At 46.1% G+C, this 16,344-nt stretch carries 19 protein-coding genes; 3 read left to right on the forward strand and 16 right to left on the reverse strand.

Annotated features, from left to right (window positions below; genetic code table 11):
* Window positions 1-9: 9 nt before the first annotated feature.
* The 6 genes from SD71_RS20420 to rlmN all read right to left on the reverse strand — a co-directional run bounded on the left by SD71_RS20420 (window position 10) and on the right by rlmN (window position 4,694).
* Window positions 10-504, reverse strand: a complete 495-nt coding sequence (locus SD71_RS20420) for a YcxB family protein (RefSeq protein WP_041067428.1) — start codon at window positions 502-504, stop codon at window positions 10-12.
* A 6-nt stretch (window positions 505-510) separates the two neighbouring features.
* Entirely contained in the window at window positions 511-1,425 is a 915-nt protein-coding gene (locus SD71_RS20425; protein WP_052476463.1) for an alpha/beta hydrolase, read from the reverse strand.
* A gap of 12 nt (window positions 1,426-1,437) precedes the next feature.
* The gene (locus SD71_RS20430; protein WP_041067431.1) at window positions 1,438-2,106 is read right to left on the reverse strand and encodes a hypothetical protein; all 669 of its coding nucleotides are present in this window, start codon (window positions 2,104-2,106) and stop codon (window positions 1,438-1,440) included.
* A gap of 305 nt (window positions 2,107-2,411) precedes the next feature.
* On the reverse strand, window positions 2,412-2,834 hold the full coding sequence (locus tag SD71_RS20435) for an NUDIX domain-containing protein (protein WP_041067433.1): 423 nt from the start codon (window positions 2,832-2,834) through the stop codon (window positions 2,412-2,414).
* The gene (locus tag SD71_RS20440) at window positions 2,831-3,547 is read right to left on the reverse strand and encodes a class I SAM-dependent methyltransferase (RefSeq protein ID WP_041067436.1); all 717 of its coding nucleotides are present in this window, start codon (window positions 3,545-3,547) and stop codon (window positions 2,831-2,833) included. The genes SD71_RS20435 and SD71_RS20440 overlap by 4 nt, the downstream gene beginning before the upstream one ends.
* A gap of 85 nt (window positions 3,548-3,632) precedes the next feature.
* Window positions 3,633-4,694 (reverse strand): 23S rRNA (adenine(2503)-C(2))-methyltransferase RlmN, encoded by a 1,062-nt coding sequence (gene rlmN / locus SD71_RS20445; protein ID WP_041067438.1) that lies wholly within the window; start codon window positions 4,692-4,694, stop codon window positions 3,633-3,635.
* A 172-nt stretch (window positions 4,695-4,866) separates the two neighbouring features.
* Between rlmN and SD71_RS20450 the strand changes: the two genes are divergently transcribed.
* Window positions 4,867-5,613 (forward strand): hypothetical protein, encoded by a 747-nt coding sequence (locus tag SD71_RS20450; RefSeq protein WP_041067441.1) that lies wholly within the window; start codon window positions 4,867-4,869, stop codon window positions 5,611-5,613.
* A 47-nt stretch (window positions 5,614-5,660) separates the two neighbouring features.
* Here the strand turns inward: SD71_RS20450 and SD71_RS20455 are convergent, their stop codons facing one another.
* A complete protein-coding gene (locus tag SD71_RS20455) occupies window positions 5,661-6,245 on the reverse strand; it encodes a M15 family metallopeptidase (RefSeq protein ID WP_052476464.1) in 585 nt (194 codons plus the stop codon).
* Between the two features lie 118 nt (window positions 6,246-6,363).
* On the opposite strand from SD71_RS20455, the gene SD71_RS20460 reads away from it, so the two are divergent.
* Entirely contained in the window at window positions 6,364-7,221 is an 858-nt protein-coding gene (locus SD71_RS20460; protein ID WP_041067445.1) for a DUF2334 domain-containing protein, read from the forward strand.
* Here the strand turns inward: SD71_RS20460 and SD71_RS20465 are convergent.
* From SD71_RS20465 to SD71_RS20480, 4 genes are all read right to left on the reverse strand, one after another.
* Window positions 7,216-8,109 (reverse strand): proline iminopeptidase-family hydrolase, encoded by an 894-nt coding sequence (locus tag SD71_RS20465; RefSeq protein ID WP_041067448.1) that lies wholly within the window; start codon window positions 8,107-8,109, stop codon window positions 7,216-7,218. The genes SD71_RS20460 and SD71_RS20465 overlap by 6 nt on opposite strands.
* Before the next feature lie 108 nt (window positions 8,110-8,217).
* On the reverse strand, window positions 8,218-8,688 hold the full coding sequence (locus SD71_RS20470) for a DinB family protein (protein WP_235427266.1): 471 nt from the start codon (window positions 8,686-8,688) through the stop codon (window positions 8,218-8,220).
* Window positions 8,689-8,708: 20 nt separating this feature from the next.
* Window positions 8,709-10,403: a M3 family oligoendopeptidase gene (locus SD71_RS20475; RefSeq protein ID WP_041067454.1), complete on the reverse strand. Its 1,695-nt coding sequence runs from the start codon at window positions 10,401-10,403 to the stop codon at window positions 8,709-8,711.
* A gap of 8 nt (window positions 10,404-10,411) precedes the next feature.
* Window positions 10,412-11,431 carry a phosphotransferase enzyme family protein gene (locus tag SD71_RS20480; RefSeq protein ID WP_041067456.1) on the reverse strand — a complete coding sequence of 340 codons (1,020 nt, stop codon included), beginning with the start codon at window positions 11,429-11,431 and terminating at the stop codon, window positions 10,412-10,414.
* Window positions 11,432-11,548: 117 nt separating this feature from the next.
* Between SD71_RS20480 and SD71_RS20485 the strand changes: the two genes are divergently transcribed.
* Window positions 11,549-12,058 (forward strand): PIG-L family deacetylase, encoded by a 510-nt coding sequence (locus SD71_RS20485; protein WP_052476465.1) that lies wholly within the window; start codon window positions 11,549-11,551, stop codon window positions 12,056-12,058.
* A 21-nt stretch (window positions 12,059-12,079) separates the two neighbouring features.
* Here SD71_RS20485 and SD71_RS20490 read toward each other — a convergent pair whose 3' ends face one another.
* The 5 genes from SD71_RS20490 to htpG form a co-directional block, all read right to left on the reverse strand.
* Window positions 12,080-12,406, reverse strand: coding sequence for an SCP2 sterol-binding domain-containing protein (locus SD71_RS20490; protein ID WP_041067458.1), 327 nt, complete (start codon window positions 12,404-12,406; stop codon window positions 12,080-12,082).
* Between the two features lie 134 nt (window positions 12,407-12,540).
* The gene (locus SD71_RS20495; RefSeq protein ID WP_052476466.1) at window positions 12,541-12,786 is read right to left on the reverse strand and encodes a GNAT family N-acetyltransferase; all 246 of its coding nucleotides are present in this window, start codon (window positions 12,784-12,786) and stop codon (window positions 12,541-12,543) included.
* 7 nt (window positions 12,787-12,793) lie between these two features.
* Complete coding sequence (locus SD71_RS20500; protein ID WP_052476467.1) at window positions 12,794-13,723, reverse strand: M23 family metallopeptidase; 930 nt, start codon at window positions 13,721-13,723, stop codon at window positions 12,794-12,796.
* Between the two features lie 111 nt (window positions 13,724-13,834).
* Window positions 13,835-14,410, reverse strand: a complete 576-nt coding sequence (locus SD71_RS20505) for a GNAT family N-acetyltransferase (protein WP_041067460.1) — start codon at window positions 14,408-14,410, stop codon at window positions 13,835-13,837.
* Between the two features lie 2 nt (window positions 14,411-14,412).
* A complete protein-coding gene (htpG, locus tag SD71_RS20510) occupies window positions 14,413-16,293 on the reverse strand; it encodes a molecular chaperone HtpG (RefSeq protein WP_041067462.1) in 1,881 nt (626 codons plus the stop codon).
* Window positions 16,294-16,344: the final 51 nt, after the last annotated feature.

The raw sequence follows: 16,344 nt of genomic DNA on the forward strand, positions 1-16,344 counted from the left end.
TTACGTCTGTTATTTTATCACTTTCTCTCGGACCAGCTGTTTAAATTGTTTTAATTGTTCATCTGTAAAAACTCGCTTGGGTATGATCGTCTGACCCCTTTTACCGTAGGTTAGCATAACGAAATCTTTTGTTTCTTTCATCCCGTTGTAGTAATCCCAATCAAGGTTCGCGTTGATACTCCCTGCATTAAATACAATTCCATCATCTGAAAAGGATAAAAAGTACTCTTTCCTATACTTGGGCTCTTTTCTGAACAACATCACTGGAACGATATAGTTTCTAGCAATAATAACGAATACGTATAGCAAGGAAACGAGGATCATGAATGAACTGAAGAAACCGTATTGATCATTCGCTAATAAATATATGCCGTATGCAAATAGCAGCGTTACTATGAGCAAATCGAACGCAATTCGTTTCGTATCCCCATGGGATTGGATCATCGCCGATTTAAACTCTTGTTCACTGTATTTAAACTTAAGGTCTATGATGCTATTCTTCATTGGGCGTTATTTCTCCTTTTCCATCGGATCAGAATAAAACATTAAGTATTGGGCAATTTGGCGAGACCAATATTTATAATCATGACCACCAGGTTGGATTACATACTGGACATTCATTTTGTTCGCTGTCAGCATGGTAAACAACGTTTTGTTGCCCTCAATTAACCAAGAATGATCCATATCACCATGATCTAAATACACCGATAGCCCATTATTAACGACATGATCTGCTAAGTAGACCGGGTCAATATTCTCTCTGTCACGTCCGTTCTGGAATAACCATCCAATGCCTGAACCTGCGTTTACGTCAAGCCTTAGCGCTGCGCTGTGACCCCCAACCTTGCTAAATAGATCAGGATGAGCAAATGCCAAATACAGTGCGCTGAAGCCGCCCATCGAAAGGCCGCCGACATAGCGTCCGTCCCTGCTTTGAATGGTGCTGTAGTTTGAATCCACATAGGGAATCAACTCTTTAACAATAAAGTCTTCATATAATCCTTCATTGTGGTCTCCAACCTTTTTATTAGTCGAAGATGTGTTTACCCCATAACTATTGTCAATCATTGGGCTCACAATGATCATAGGCTTTATCTTCTGTTCTTTGATTAGACGGTCGGCGGTTCGGTCGATATGAGCTGCACTTATTCCAAAAAATCCGTTAAACCAACTGTTTTCATTACCGTCTTTTCCATGCAGCAAATAAAGCACCGGGTATTTCTGCGCTTCATTGTACCCATGCGGCAAATAGATATTTACGTTTTGATTTTTCATTAAGGAATTACTATATATCTCAGTTTCAATAATACGCGGATGATAGAATTCACAGATGATTGCGCCGAAGTTAAAGCCGTTCATCACCAATACGACTAGAAGCAGTAAGGAAATTACTGAAATAATGCTTTTACTAACTTTCTTATACATGCTTTCCCTCGCTCATTGAGTGCTTACCGTTATGGCGACTCGAATCGGCGGATTTGACTCCATCTGTGTTCTCCCGGATGTGATCGCCAATTTTTGTCCCTGGTCTGTTTTGTCAAAGACATCTTTATCAACGATATACCATGCCGAATCGCTGTCGTTTGTTTCAGAAACCACTAAAAGTTCGGAATATTTTCCATTTGTTCTTTTATCCACAACAATTCCATCCATTGGTTTCTGTGGTTCAGTCCATGACAAAATCTCTTTTATCTTGTACGCTGCGGACTCGGACAGAGTATACATTTTCATCGTATTTTCCAAATTCATCATAGAACCGCCATGCTTCTTTTCGTCGATCCAAAGATAGTATTCCGCGGTACCGAGTACTACTTTATAGGGTGGAAATATCATTTTCACTGCTCCAGGCATTGGCTCTGCCGTTTCAAACGCATCAAGAAATACATTAATTCTATCTTTATCAGTTATCGTGTGCAGGAGGGAAACGACTGCATCGGATCCTGGACTAGCGGCGGCTTTCATCTGGTAAACAGCAAGTTTTTCATTGGATCCGGGCATGGGTTTCGCTGACTGCTCGGATGGCTGTGTTGCTGGAGTTATCGTGTTTGGCGATTGACAGCCTGCAATAATTATAAATATTACCATTAAAGAAATAACTTTTCTCATTTTTTTTGCCTCCTATGGTGCCGCTGCTCTCTATGTTCTTTCCTCTATTGACGCCTAAACTCTCTTGAAGGTTGCCGCGTCGAGGCGAGCCCCATAAAATGGAGGAAATCAATATGGGACAGGAACATCGGGCTCAACTGAGGAATGCCCGGACATTTTTACAACAGGAAAAATGGCTGATGAGGACTGGATTGCTCGGCTTTCTGTTAGCAGCCGTGTGCGGGATTTGGACGCTTATTAGGTCTTGATTGGGATCGGAGTGTCGATTCGGATTGTCAAATTAATTTTTCAGCCTAATGCGCCCACTATAAAGATTTCACGATCTGGTCAATGATTCGCGCCATACTTCTCGTCATTCGCTCCTCGGCTTCATGGAAGAAGAGATATCGATATCCATCGACCTCCGGCAATAATTTCTTACTCTTCGGATGTTCAAAATAGGAAGAGCAAACTAAATCATTCACATCGGGTAGTGCAGCTGTCTTCCACATAAAAAGATGTAAATCCTTATTCTGCATATACTGAAAGACGCCCAAATCCTGCAGTTCATTCGGATTAAGCACGATGCCCGTTTCTTCTTTTGTTTCCCGACAGCAAACATCGATCGGTAATTCTCCTTCTTCTTTAAGCCCCTTGGGCAGATCATAAAAAGAATTCCCTGTGGAATGACAAGCTAAATATTTGCTGCTGCCATCTGTGATGAAGATGCCCACTGAAGTGTTTTTCATTGATTTTTCTGTACAGCAAAAATAATCGATTGAGCGCGAAACTGCGACGGTTTATCGTATTTCTCTTCGTCAATCGACTGCAATTTCGTTCTATACTCAAGTACATTCCAACCTCTATAGGTCTCTTCTAAAATGGAAAAAGCTCTTTCCGTCGGCAGATTAAGCTCGATCAGTGGTTGCAGCTCACGGCCGGTATCTGTTTCAATCTCCTGCACATTCGTATTCATCTCTATGCAGTGGATGCCGCCAAGCTTTGTGCCGCGCTTCATTCGCTCAAGCACCTGTACCAGCGCCTCCTCCGATGAGACATGCTCAAGACAGCCGCATGCGATAATATAGTCGTAAGCATCTTCTCTTATTTCCGCACGTTCAGCATCGCTTTTATCAGCTTCAATCAGATCGGAAACTCCATATTCTTGAGCATTTTCACGCAGCTTAGCTACCGCTTCATCAAGCAAGTCCAGCCCGACCACTTTACTGCTTGTATTCTTAAGGGCAATCGCAATCGGAATGGTATTGCGCCCGGCGCCACAGCCGAGATCGAGCACATTCACATCGGTTTTGTGCAGCAACAACCGGTCCAGCAGCTCCATTACAAGTGGAATGGGCTTGGACATCCACGTGCCGGGCTCTAAAATTTCGTTATCTTCGTAGAGCTCTTTATGATAATTCGCTTCAGCCCTGCGCGCCTCGTCGAAATTTGCTTGACTCATTACAACGCCCCCTCCATACAAACGCTTCTTCTGTCTAAATATACCCAATAACGAAAAAATCCGCCCAGAGGACGGATTCTTTGTTTTATGTGGCTGCCCGGATTTGTTTGCTTCTTAATTGCCCGCAAGCGGCATCAATATCTGCCCCGTGTTCCATGCGAACACTGCAGCTAATGCCTTGCTTCTTCAACGTATCATAGAAAGCGCGAACCGATTCCTGCTCGCTTCTTTGATATTGACTGTGTTCATCCACAGGATTATATGGGATTAGGTTAACATTAGCGAGATCGCGTCGATCTCCAATCAGCTCAGCCAGCTCAACAGCATGTTCTCTGCGGTCATTAACATCCTTCAGCAGGATATATTCCAGCGTAATTCTCCGGTTTGTTTTTTCTAAATAGTAATCAATAGCCTTCATCAGTTTCTCTATTGGAATGGCGCGGTTTATTTTCATGATTCGTGTTCGCAGTTCGTTATTCGGCGCATGCAACGAGATAGCAAGGTTCACCTGCAAATCGCTGTCGGCGAATTCATAAATTTTCTCGGCCAGGCCGCTTGTTGAGACCGTGATATGTCTTGGACCGATTGCAAGTCCTTTGTGATCTTTCACAGTCCTGATGAAGTTCGCCATGTTGTCATAGTTATCGAACGGCTCGCCGATCCCCATCACTACAATGTGACTTACACGTTCACCCTGCTTTGTTTGATCCAGATGACGCTGGACCTTCATAATTTGTCCCACAATCTCGCCGCTGGACAAATCACGGCTTTTGGCTAATAATCCGCTGGCACAAAAGCTGCATCCGATGTTACAGCCGACTTGCGTCGTGACACAAACCGATAAACCGAACTTGTGGCTCATCAGCACCGTCTCAATCAAGTTGCCGTCCTGCAATCGAAACAAAAACTTAATCGTTCCGTCGGACGATTCTTGCTTTAAATGCTCTTCCAAAGTCTCAATGACAAAATGATCCGCCAATAACTGAGTACATTCTTTATTTACATCAGCCATCTCGGCAAAGCTCGTCACCCGCTTCCGATAAAGCCATTCCCAAACCTGGTTCGCACGAAACTTCGTATGCCCATGTTCCTGCAGCCACGCCGTCAGCTGATCTAATGTCAATCCATAAATGGATGGTTTATTCATTCGTTGACCTCATTTCAAATGCAAATCCTCATTTATCTATGATACGATTCCCCGTACCACTATTCAACTATGTCGCTTAATTGGCTTGTTGCATTGCAAACGGCGTATCTGTAATATTATTTTGAACAATTAATCGATCGGATCTTTCAATAACGGAGGTCGTTAACAAGCTATGGCGTACAATTTTCTCATTGAGCCCTCAGGATACAACGCATTCGATAATGAGGGGGAACAGATTGAAAAATGCAAGGAATGGGTTCTGCTCTCAGAGAAAGCTTCAAAAATCAAAACATTTTACTATAAGCGAAACAATATGAGCCTGCCTTGCAGCATCATCGGATATGTGGACAGAATGACCGCTGTAATCGAATTCGACAACAGACAAAAGCACTGTATCCACCCTTCGTACCTGAAAGAGATGCAGGCCTCTAATTTCAATCAGAAACTTACAACCTCAGCGGAAGAATCGGTCAGTCCCGAGGAGATCCCCCTTGAACAAGCCGCATCCATAGATGAAATCCATGCAGCTCCTGAACCCCCTGTTGACGCAGAAGCCAAAGCTGACGTGCCTCAGGCAGAGCAACCGAAAGGTAAAGCCAAAAAAGAAAAAGCAGCAAAGCTGCAGCTTCCTGATGAAAAAGTGAAAATGACCGCAACGGTTAAGGAATTCACGACTGTGCCCAACAACTTCTCCGATAACGACGATGAAGTGGTCATTTACGAAAACGTGTCCATTGACGAGCCGCAAACAGATCTTGGGGTCGCCTGGTCCAGCCACAGCGCCACACTTAAAAAGATGGAATTGGAAATCGGGGATAAGATCACATTTGAAGCAAAAATTATAACCAAAAAACTCACTAGACACCCCGTACCTTATAAAATTAACAATCCATCGAAAATAGCAAAAGAACAATCATGAAAAGAAGGCTGCTCCACAGCCTTCTTCAATTTCATTCAACATCGAAATCAAGTTCCGTGAGCCGAGATCTGGCCTAAATAGTCGAAATTACTACCCATATCCACTTCTTTGCCCGTTATTTTGTCCACGATCGTTAAATCAACGGTGCTGCCTCTCGAATGTCCTGACCTGCTTGCGAGGTATCCGAGTTTGAACAATTTCCTTTTATCTACATTCGGATAAAAGGTTTTTTTCATTTTTGTATCGTTAATGTCTTTAGACCATGTTTTAAAATCATTAACGGACTTTTGTGGACGGTAAGCGTCAAAGATCTTCAGCCTATAACCCTTAACTTCCAGATCATTGTTGACAGCCTTTAAAGCCTTAGCTGCCTGACTGGACATGATCGCCAGTGGAGCTTTGTAGCCCACTACACGTCTGCCGATAAAATTGTATTCGCTGTAATAACGAATGTCATATTGAGCGGTTGGAATGACTTCGTCTAAGTACACAAAACCCTTGGGCAAATGGCGTTGCTTCACCGCTTTCTCACTGCCTGTATTTGCAGCTGCCACTGTAGAAACGTAAACAAACATATAGAGAAAGGATACGGCAATTAAAGTAAGCTGCCTGCAAGTTTTCACTAGATTCATTAGGCTTGATCCCTTCTTATACTCGTTTACTCTCTGCCAGTTGAACAAGTGATGAAACGCAATCGATCGTCATAAGGATGACAACTAAGATAGCGTATCGCTTTGGAGGGATATTCAAATGCCGAAAGCATTAATACGACTCGAGGATATCGGTCCCGGAGGTTATTACGAGACGGCGGAAAATCAAATAAAGTTACTCGTTATTGCAGATTATCTATATTCTTGCAAAGTGCCTTTTCACGTTGCGGTCATTTCTCGTTTCATTGATCCAGGGCGCGGAATCGATCACTCCATCGGCAATCCATACGATTCCTTTGCCTCAAGATTCTCTCAAACTCTACATGCATTAACCGCACGCGGAGCGTCCCTCGGCATGCATGGCTATACTCACCAGTACGGCCGGTCTGTCAGCGCTGAGGGTTATGAATTTGCTTATTCGGGCTGCAGCAAAGACTGTCCGCCGGACGATTCACCGGATTCTTTATCGGCGGCCGAACGGTTTCAGCGTTCATACGCCTACAGCCGATATTCCATGGCATTGTCTGCATTTCAAGCGGCAGGATTGCGGCCGGATTGGTGGGAAACCCCTCATTACGCGGCATCCGAAGTTCAGCGAAAAATTCTGGAGGCTTGCAGTTTGCTGATTTACGAAGACAATCCGGACGTCCCTCACAGCCGGCAAGTGACTTATCGTAAGTCCAAATCGATTCTCGGAAAGAGTTTTTACGTACCGACGCCTCTCGGTTATGTAGGCGGCGCAACCGTGGAGCAAGATGTGAAAAGAATAATAAACCTAGTGAACGAATTCGGTGACGATGATCTGGCTTCTTTCTTTTATCATCCGTTTCTCGAATTTCCCTATATTCACATCCGCAGCAATGCTTCACCCTATTATGACGAAGGTTCTCCCCTGAAAACTCTTATTCAACACATGCTGTCTCATGGCCGGCGCTTTGTCCACATTTTGGACTTATGAGTTTCGGCATTCGTTGCCCTCGACTTCGCTCAAAAATCCTCGTATCGTCTTCACATACTCCTCGGTTTCTTCCAAGTAGCTGATGTGGGCGCTGTGTTCAAAAATATGGATCTCGGAATCCGGCACGAGAGACTGATAGTATGCTGTCGATTCAGGAGCCGCTTCGTCATACCGGCCGCATACAAACAGTGATGGGATATCCATTTTATGAAGCTCGGGTGTTACGTCGAAAGTTTTTAGGTTTCCTGTCGGGAAGAACTCTGAAGGTCCCCACATCGTCATATAGATTTCCTTATTCCCTTTAGCACGACTTTCAGTCAGAATAGCCGGCCACGGATCAGCTCTGCAAACATGCCTTTTGTAGTAATCTGTCATGGCAACTTGATACTCTTCGGAGCTTGTTGTTCCTTGCTCCTCATGACGGGCAATGGTTTGCTGGACGTCTTCGGGCAATTGTGTCAGGAAACGGTCCGCGTCTTGCTTCCAGCGTTCGGCACTTAGACATGGACTTGAAAAAATAACACTTCGAACGCCCGAATGTTCCCTATTGATCAGATAGGATGCGGCGAACATCGTGCCCCAGGAATGCCCCAAGAGGTGTACTTCTTTTAAATCCAGCGCTTCCCGTACGCGAACCAGTTCGTCTACAAAACGCTCCGTTCTCCACAGTGACGGATCATCCGGTCTGTCCGAATTTCCCGAGCCAAGCTGATCATAGAAAATAACCGGCCGTTCATCCGCCAACACGTCGAGCACCGATCTTAGCGGATCGTGAGTATTACCTGGGCCGCCGTGGAGTACAAGCAAAGGCGTCTTACCGCCTTCACCTACGCGTATGTACCACACCCTGCCTCCAGGGACGTCAATATAGCCCTCATCGCTTTTCAAGTTCGCTGCCTCCGTTCACATTTTAAAAAATTCAATTCGCATATTTGCTTTATTGTACCAAAAAGCTCCCGCAGGTGTGGATACCTGGCGGGAGCTTGCATGAACACATTAGACAGCGGGAGGTTCTATATTCATTTGCGTCCATTCATCGCGTGAAGGTCCGTAAACTCCAGTCACAGGAAGACCCGCTTGCCGCATCAACACCGTCATTTGCCCGCGGTGGTGGGTTTGGTGGCTGATCAGAATGGACAGTGTCAGCCCGACCGGCCATTGTTCACCGTACATCTCCCGTACTTCCAGCAAAGATTCATCCGTCCATTGCTTATGAATCGCTTCCAGCAAAGCCTCGCTCGCATTTCGGTAACTGTCCGCTATGACTTGAGCGGATGAAGGTAAAGACGTATCGTGATGCGGGGCTTCGAAATCGAGCCCAGTACGGGACATCATCTCGTGCAGGGAAGTCGTGATGTGCCAAGCGATACGGCCCAGCGTCCGATCCTGCGGGGTAACTTCTTGCGCTAAGGATTCATCGGTCAAAACATCGAGCAGCTTTTGGGTGGACGCACTTTCATGCTTCACACGAACATACATTCTCCTTCTTACAATTGAGTATCATCTACTGAATTCAGCCAATTGTTAATTTCACTGATTACCGACTCTACACAACCGTCTTCGAACGGCGAGATGAGTCCTGCATACTCCACCAATTCCGTAAAAGAGCGGCTCCCGCCCACTTGGCATAATTTCAAATAATTTGCCCAAGCGCTTCCCCAATCTTCATTCATCCGCTTCCAGAACTGGAACGCACAAATTTGCGCCAATGAGTAGTCGATATAATAGAACGGCAATTGGTAAATGTGGAGCTGTCTCTGCCAAAATCCGCCGCGCTCCAAGTATTCGTTCTGATCGTAATTGCGGTGCGGCATGTATTTGCGTTCGATGCTGCGCCATGCATTTTTGCGCTCCGCCGGGGTCGCTTCCGGATTCGCATAAACATAGTGTTGGAATTCATCCACAGCGACGATATAGGGAACGATCTGCAAAGAGCTCGCCAGATGGTCGAAGCGGTATTTGTCCGCGTCCTCCTGGAAAAAGAGGTTCATCCATTTCCAAGTGAAAAACTCCATACTCATCGAGTGAATTTCGCTGGATTCGGAAGTAGCAAATTCATATTCCGGTACATTAAAGCCTCTGCTGTGATAAACCTGAAACGCATGACCAACTTCATGGGTCAACACATCTATATCGCCCGATGTCCCGTTGAAGTTTGCAAAGATAAACGGCATGCCATATTTACTAAAATAGGTGCAATAGCCGGTGATTTGCTTGCCCTTCTTGCTTTCGAGATCCATCAGACCTTTGTCGATCATAAGTGTGAAAAATTCATCCGTTTCCGGAGAGAGCTCGCGGTACATGTCGGCGCCATTCTGAACGATCCACGCCGGATCACCTTTTGGCGTTGCGTTCCCTGTCTTGAAGCTGAACGCTTCATCATAATATTGCAATTTGTCTACGGAAATCCGGCGGCGCTGCCGCTCTCTCAACTCTGTGGCCGCAGGTACGATGTGTTCCAGCACTTGTCTGCGGAAGTTCTCCACCATCGCCTCGTTATAGTCGGTGCGGCTCATCCGGTCATAGCCAAGCTGTACGAAATTCGCATAGCCGAGTTTTTTGGCGATTTGGGTTCGCACTTTGACAAGATCATCATAGATTCTGTCCAAAGTTGCTTCGTGCTCGGCGAAAAATCCGAATCTGGCTTCGGAAGCCTTCTTTCTCATCAGCCGGTCGGTTGATTGTTCGAAGGGAAGCAATTGCGCAATCGTTCTTTCTTCTCCCTCAAAGGGAATCTTAGCGGAAGCAATGAGTGCGGCATATTCTGTCGAGAGCTTATTTTCATGCTGCAGATCTTCAATAATTTCAGGCTTGAAAACTTTCAGCGACAGATCGGCTAAACGGAAAAGCTGGGCGCCCCATTTGGCCTCAAGATCCGCCCTAAATTTGCTATTTACCAGCGCGCGGTAGTAGTCCGTTATGTATTCTTGTATGATCGGGCCCATCTCATCCATGTAATCCTGTTCAGCTTTGTAGAATTCGTCGGTCGTATCGATAGAATGACGTACAAATACCAATTGGCCCTGCGTATCGAAATCACTGCGAAGACGATTGATTCTCACTATAACTTCACTTTGTTCTTCCGCATTCTCTGCCGTGTTAAAGACAGCAATCATTTCCTTGAACTGTTTCTCCACTTCCTTAACATCCGGACGTTGGTAAGGCATATCGTTAAATTTCATACTCGGTTTCATCCTCTCTCAGATAATGAATGATAGTCCAGTTGTACGATGGGCACATTTCTCTTGATCCGGTCTCTCATTTCTTCCATCCATTGCTGAAGACGAGCCGATCGATCTATGAGCTCGGTTTTTTTGTTCAATACAAGGTATAAGCAAATATCACGCAGCTTCAGAAAATAAGGCAGATGTTCAAGCCATTCCAACGGCAGTTCATAAGCGCATCGGTAACCCGACCAAAAGGCCTGGAAGAAATCCTGCGCAAACTGAGTCTTGCTGCTGCTATTTTCGAAAGGTACCCAGGTCAAGGAATAATAGAGCGGGATGGCAACATCGTGGATGAACCAATTATATGCGCAGTCGTCGAAGTCAAAAACGCTGATCTCACCGTCGCTCACAAAAAAATTACGCGGATGGATATCAGTATGAATAAGCCCATACACATCATTGCTGGAGCGTAATCCGTGCAAGTGTGCAAGCACTTCGTTCAGCCGCTCTAGAACATACTCGTCTCCAGGCAGGATGTAATCATTCGCATTCTTGATGAGATCGTCATCATCCCAAGATGAACGGCGGAGCTCGTCATCCCTCACCACGTAACGGGTAGTCGCTGCATGCATCCGGCCGGTTAGCTCGCCCCATTGCCGGAACAGATCCACATTCCATTGGGCGGGATTTGTGTAATCAGGCAGATGACCGCGAGCTTTCTCGAAAAGACTGGCTGTGAAGTAAGATCCGCCTGCTTCGATCAACTCCGTTGTTCGTCCATTCTGCGAACGGTAACATTGCGGGATCTTCAGCCCTTGGGAAACCAGATAAGAGATCCATGACAATTCCGCCGCAATTTGCGCTTCCGAACGATGGCTGCTGTGCGTCAACCTGAGAATAGACAACTCACCGTTACGTTCCATTTCAAAAACATAATTCTCGAAATCTCCCAGCTTCCGTTGACTGCCGAATCTCAGCCCGAAGCGTTTAGCGGCCTCTTCAATAATATGCTCGCCAAAGATCTCGGCCACTGCCGCTTCCATGAGTTCCACTCCTTTGCCGCAACATTTTTACCAAAAACCGACTAGTCAGTCTATATCACATAGCCTACCTTTTTACAAATCCTGTGTCAATTACTTATTGAACTGAGGTGCCTTCCTATGTTCGATTACGATAAGTTGATGATCGTTGCGCATCCGGATGACGAAGTTATATTTGGGGGTGCAAGCCTCATATTGGAAAAGGGCTGGAAAGTGATTTGCGTCACTAACGGCGGTAACCCGGTCAGGGTGAAAGAATTTAGACAAGCGATGCAGGCCGTGCAAGCCAAGTATGAGATCTGGAACTTCCCGGATAAACGCTACGGCAATTTTAATATGAGATTATTGGCGCGAACACTGAAGCCGAAACTGCAGGAACGACCATACAGATTGATCGTGACTCATAACAGATCAGGTGAGTATGGCCATCCGCAGCATAAGGCTTTATCAAGATTGATGATGCATTTGGCGCCAAAAAACTTATTTACCTTTTACAAGTCTAAAGAAATGCTCCACCCTTATATATTGAGAGAAAAATTAAACGTGCTGCGGATCTATAGAAGCCAGACATACATTATGAAAAGGCTGAAAGATTATATTTATCGCGAAGGGCTGCAAAGAGTAAAATAATGAATCCGGAAATGAGCAGTCTCATATGTATCTTTTCACAATCTCCTGAAGCTTTAGCGCCAATCCTATGCTTCCCTCCACCTTCAAACTGCCGGTCATGAATGCCATCGTTGTATTTAAATCATCTCTAAGTAATTTTAGGAAGTTTGCATCGGAAAGCATTAATGTGACGTCGGGAACAAGCGCATTGCCTTCGATCACAGCAATCATTCCATTTTTAACGTGGATTTGCAGTATTCCGGTATCTGACAGGTTCAGTTGAAATACTCTTTCTTTTTCATTCTGAATGTGTTCCGGGTTGGCATTGATTTTGGTCACCAGACTTTCAAGCTGCTCTTTCACGGACATTGCACTTTCCCCCATGGACTCGTATTAAGCCAACTATTCGCGACAAACGTCAAATTTCCTCTTTATTTCCAATCTTCATTTGTCACACTATAAATCTTATGGTCTTCCCATTGTCCATTGATCTTTAAATAATATTACGCGCAGGCTTCATAGTTGAATCCCGCTTTTTCAACCACTCGAATGGATGGCAAATTGCACGGCATGACAGAGGCCTGAACACGGTGTAACTCCGCTTTCTCGAATGCATAATCAAACGCGAGCTTCACCGCTTGCGTCATATATCCCCGGCCATTGCAGGCTTCGTTACAATGTACTTCCTTTGTTGATTTTACCATGAATAAAAACAGACTGCCGATGGCAGCCTGCTTTGGTTTGGTCATTTCCTATTCAGCCTGAAACCTTTAACCATTTAAAAGGCGTCGTGCCGAAGAACATATTCGGATTCACTTGCACATTATGGGCCCAGAAAGCAAAATGCAGATGCGGTCCGGTCGAAAATCCGGTTGAGCCGACCGCACCGATGACGTCGCCGCGCTTCACCCGCTTCCCTGGTTTGACGTACATTTTCGATAGATGAACGTATTGCGAAAACAGTTCCATACCGTGATCGATGTAAATCGAATTGCCCGTCAGATAGAGCGAATCCGCCAACACGACGATCCCATCATTGGTCGCCTTCACCGGGGTTCCCGCCTTGGCTGCCAGGTCGATGGCCATATGGGATTTGTCAAACTTGCCGTTTACGTACCGGGTATGTCCGTAGGGAGTGGACAACCTCCCTTGAACGGGCTGGATGAATGAGGATGTGAACAGAAATTCCGCCTTGGATTTGCTCCTCGCCGCATCGATTTTCTTCTGATCCTCGGCTATTCGCTTCGTATTTTGGCGCATGCTCTCCATCTGTTTCGAAACCGTGAGATATTGCGTTTTGAATTTCTTATCCAGTACGGTGAGCGGCTTGCCACCGATCTGGTAATTCCCCGGCTTAACCTGTCTGGGAACCGGCAGATACGTGTAATAGCCGACTCCAAAAGATTGAAGCTTATAGGTTTTTCCCTGCCAGCTGACTTCACCCGGATTGGCGCTCCTGACCATCACCACATCGCCGATCGACACCGTTTGCGGAATCAGGGTCCACTCCGCATACATGGCTTTCTCAGCGCTGGCCCGGTTCAGATACAATGACGCTTCGCCGCCGGCCCTCTTCTGTATTTCGCTCAATTCCCCGGATGCTCCTGAAGCGACTCCTCCCATGCCGACAGTCAACAATGCGGCACCGAGGACTGATGTCCATCCGATTCGTGCCCATTTCAGCATCAGTTGCAACCTCCTCATTCGGTTAGCATGATTTACCAAATTTCCTTAACTCTATTTAGTAAACCAGACTTGCCGATATGAAAACATATCAGCCTCGAGGAAGCGTGCTTGTTATTGATGCAGAAATTGTTCAAGACGTAATTTAACGTCCGGCCACTCTCTGTCAAGAATGCTGTAATAAACCGAATCACGGATATACCCGTCCGGAAGAATCATATGATTGCGGAGAATGCCCTCTTTTACCGCACCTAACCGCTCGATTGCCTGTTGAGATCGAAAATTGCGGGAATCGGTCTTCAATTGAACCCGAATAGTTCCCAAGGTTTCGAAGCAATGCTTCAAAAGCAGGTATTTGCATTCGGTATTCACTGCCGTCCTCCACATTGCAGGCGTGAGCCAAGTGGATCCAATCTCCAAATGCCTGTCGGAAGCGGATATGTCGAAGAATCTCGTGCTTCCGATGATCGTACCGGATGCCTGCTCAGTGATCACAAACGGTACAGCGCCCTTTTGATCAAGCGCCTTTCGCACATACAGCTCAGCTTCATCAAGCGAAAAGATTCGGCCTTGTGTAACTGTCCATATGTCCGGATAGTTGCCTGCCTCATATAAACCTTGGATATGCTCGTTCCGCATAGGTACAAGCTCGACCCTGCTGCCGGTCAGCACAACGGGTTTGACTTCCATCACTAAACCATAACCTTGCAAATATCGTTGGTGAACGCTACCGGATCCTGAATCGGCAGGCCTTCAATCAGAAGCGCCTGGTTGTACAGCAGGTGAGTGTACAGGCTCAACTTCTCTTTATCCTGCTGATAAGCATCCTGCAAGTAGCGGAATACTTCGTGGTTCACGTTAATCTCCAGCACCTTGTCCGCCTTCACGTCCTGGCCGTTCGGCATCGATCGAAGCACTTTTTCCATCTCGATCGTCAATTCGCCCTCGTTGGATAGGCAGACCGGGTGAGATTTCAGCCGCTTGGAGGCTTTGACGGTTTTTACTTTGTCCGACAATATTCCCTTCATCGCTTCGAACAGGTCTTTGTGCTCGCTCGCAGCGTCGGCTTCTTCCTCGCTCGAATTCGATTCAATGCCCAAGTCGCCGCTGGATACCGATTTGAACTCTTTATCTTTATATTGCATCATCATCTTGACGGCGAACTCGTCCACGTCATCGGTGAAGTAGAGAATCTCATAGCCTGCGTCGGCCACCACTTCCGTCTGCGGAAGCTTCTCTATGCGGTCGATTGATTCCCCCGACGCATAGTAGATGTACTTCTGGTCTTCCGGCATTCTCGAGACGTATTCATCCAAAGTAACCGGCTTCTTCTCTTTAGACGAATAGAACATCAACAGGTCCTGCAGCACGTCTTTGTCGATTCCATAATCGTTGTAAACGCCGAACTTCAGCTGTCTGCCGAACGATTTGAAAAATTGCTCGTATTTTTCTCTTTCGTCCTTCATCATATTTTGCAATTGGCTCTTGATCTTGCTCTTGATATTCTTGGCGATCAGCTGCAATTGCCGGTCGTGCTGCAGCATCTCCCGCGAAATGTTCAGCGACAGATCCTCCGAATCTACCATGCCTTTCACGAAGCTGAAATAGTCGGGAAGCAGGTCCGCGCATTTATTCATGATGAGTACGCCGTTGGAGTACAGCTCCAGCCCCTTCTCATACTCCTTCGTATAATAATCGAACGGCGTTTTTTCCGGTATGAACAGAATGGCCCGGTACACGACGGCTCCATCGGCGCTGATGTGGATATGTTTGAGAGGCTTGTCGAACCCGTAATGTTTGTCAAAATAAAACCGCTCGTAATCTTCCGCCGTCAGCTCGCTTTTATTTTTACGCCAAATAGGCACCATGCTGTTAACGGTCTGTTCTTCGGTATAGTCCTCGAGCTCATTGTCGTCGCTGCCTTCCTTAGGCCTTTGGCTCATCACATCCATCTTGATCGGGTAACGGATGAAGTCGGAGTATTTCTTAATGATGGACCGCAGACGGTACTCTTCCAAGAACTCGTCGTAATTCTCGTCTTCGGTGTTGTTTTTGATCTTGAGAATCACCGTCGTACCTACTTCGTCGTTGTCGCTTGGCACAATGGTGTAGCCGTCCGCCCCTTGTGACTCCCACTTGTAAGCTTCATCACTGCCGAGCGCCTTACTGATGACCGTGACCACATCGGCTACCATGAACGCCGAATAGAAGCCGACGCCGAACTGGCCGATAATGTTATGACCGTCCTTCGCTTCGTTGTCCTTCTTAAAAGCGAACGAGCCGCTCTTGGCGATTATACCCAGGTTATTCTCCAGCTCTTCCTTGCTCATCCCGATTCCCGTGTCCGTGATGGTCAAGGTTCTGCTATCTTTGTCGGCCGCTATTTTGATGTAATAGCTGTCCTTGTTAAACACCAGCTTATCGTCGGTCAAGGCTTTGTAATAGATCTTATCGATGGCATCGCTGGCATTGGAAATAAGCTCTCTGAGGAAAATTTCCCTTTGCGTATAGATCGAGTTGATCATCATTTCCAGCAGTCGTTTCGATTCGGCTTTGAATTGTTTTTTGGCCATGTGTTGAAACTCCTTTCAAGTCGGGTTAGCACTCTGATATCAGGAGTGCTA

The sequence above is a fragment of the Cohnella kolymensis genome, from assembly GCF_000829465.1.
GTDB lineage: Bacteria > Bacillota > Bacilli > Paenibacillales > Paenibacillaceae > Cohnella > Cohnella kolymensis.

Bases quoted from the DNA above. Each gene is read 5' to 3' on its own strand.
- SD71_RS20455 (WP_052476464.1), bottom strand. From the start codon at position 6,245: ATGAATCTAGTGAAAACTTGCAGGCAGCTTACTTTAATTGCCGTATCC.
- SD71_RS20495 (WP_052476466.1), bottom strand. From the start codon at position 12,786: ATGACCAAACCAAAGCAGGCTGCCATCGGCAGTCTGTTTTTATTCATG.
- SD71_RS20480 (WP_041067456.1), bottom strand. From the start codon at position 11,431: ATGGAAGCGGCAGTGGCCGAGATCTTTGGCGAGCATATTATTGAAGAG.
- SD71_RS20485 (WP_052476465.1), top strand. From the start codon at position 11,549: ATGTTCGATTACGATAAGTTGATGATCGTTGCGCATCCGGATGACGAA.
- SD71_RS20505 (WP_041067460.1), bottom strand. From the start codon at position 14,410: ATGGAAGTCAAACCCGTTGTGCTGACCGGCAGCAGGGTCGAGCTTGTA.
- SD71_RS20475 (WP_041067454.1), bottom strand. From the start codon at position 10,403: ATGAAATTTAACGATATGCCTTACCAACGTCCGGATGTTAAGGAAGTG.
- SD71_RS20425 (WP_052476463.1), bottom strand. From the start codon at position 1,425: ATGTATAAGAAAGTTAGTAAAAGCATTATTTCAGTAATTTCCTTACTG.
- SD71_RS20430 (WP_041067431.1), bottom strand. From the start codon at position 2,106: ATGAGAAAAGTTATTTCTTTAATGGTAATATTTATAATTATTGCAGGC.
- rlmN (WP_041067438.1), bottom strand. From the start codon at position 4,694: ATGAATAAACCATCCATTTATGGATTGACATTAGATCAGCTGACGGCG.
- SD71_RS20450 (WP_041067441.1), top strand. From the start codon at position 4,867: ATGGCGTACAATTTTCTCATTGAGCCCTCAGGATACAACGCATTCGAT.
- htpG (WP_041067462.1), bottom strand. From the start codon at position 16,293: ATGGCCAAAAAACAATTCAAAGCCGAATCGAAACGACTGCTGGAAATG.
- SD71_RS20435 (WP_041067433.1), bottom strand. From the start codon at position 2,834: ATGAAAAACACTTCAGTGGGCATCTTCATCACAGATGGCAGCAGCAAA.
- SD71_RS20490 (WP_041067458.1), bottom strand. From the start codon at position 12,406: ATGTCCGTGAAAGAGCAGCTTGAAAGTCTGGTGACCAAAATCAATGCC.
- SD71_RS20500 (WP_052476467.1), bottom strand. From the start codon at position 13,723: ATGCTGAAATGGGCACGAATCGGATGGACATCAGTCCTCGGTGCCGCA.
- SD71_RS20460 (WP_041067445.1), top strand. From the start codon at position 6,364: ATGCCGAAAGCATTAATACGACTCGAGGATATCGGTCCCGGAGGTTAT.
- SD71_RS20440 (WP_041067436.1), bottom strand. From the start codon at position 3,547: ATGAGTCAAGCAAATTTCGACGAGGCGCGCAGGGCTGAAGCGAATTAT.
- SD71_RS20420 (WP_041067428.1), bottom strand. From the start codon at position 504: ATGAAGAATAGCATCATAGACCTTAAGTTTAAATACAGTGAACAAGAG.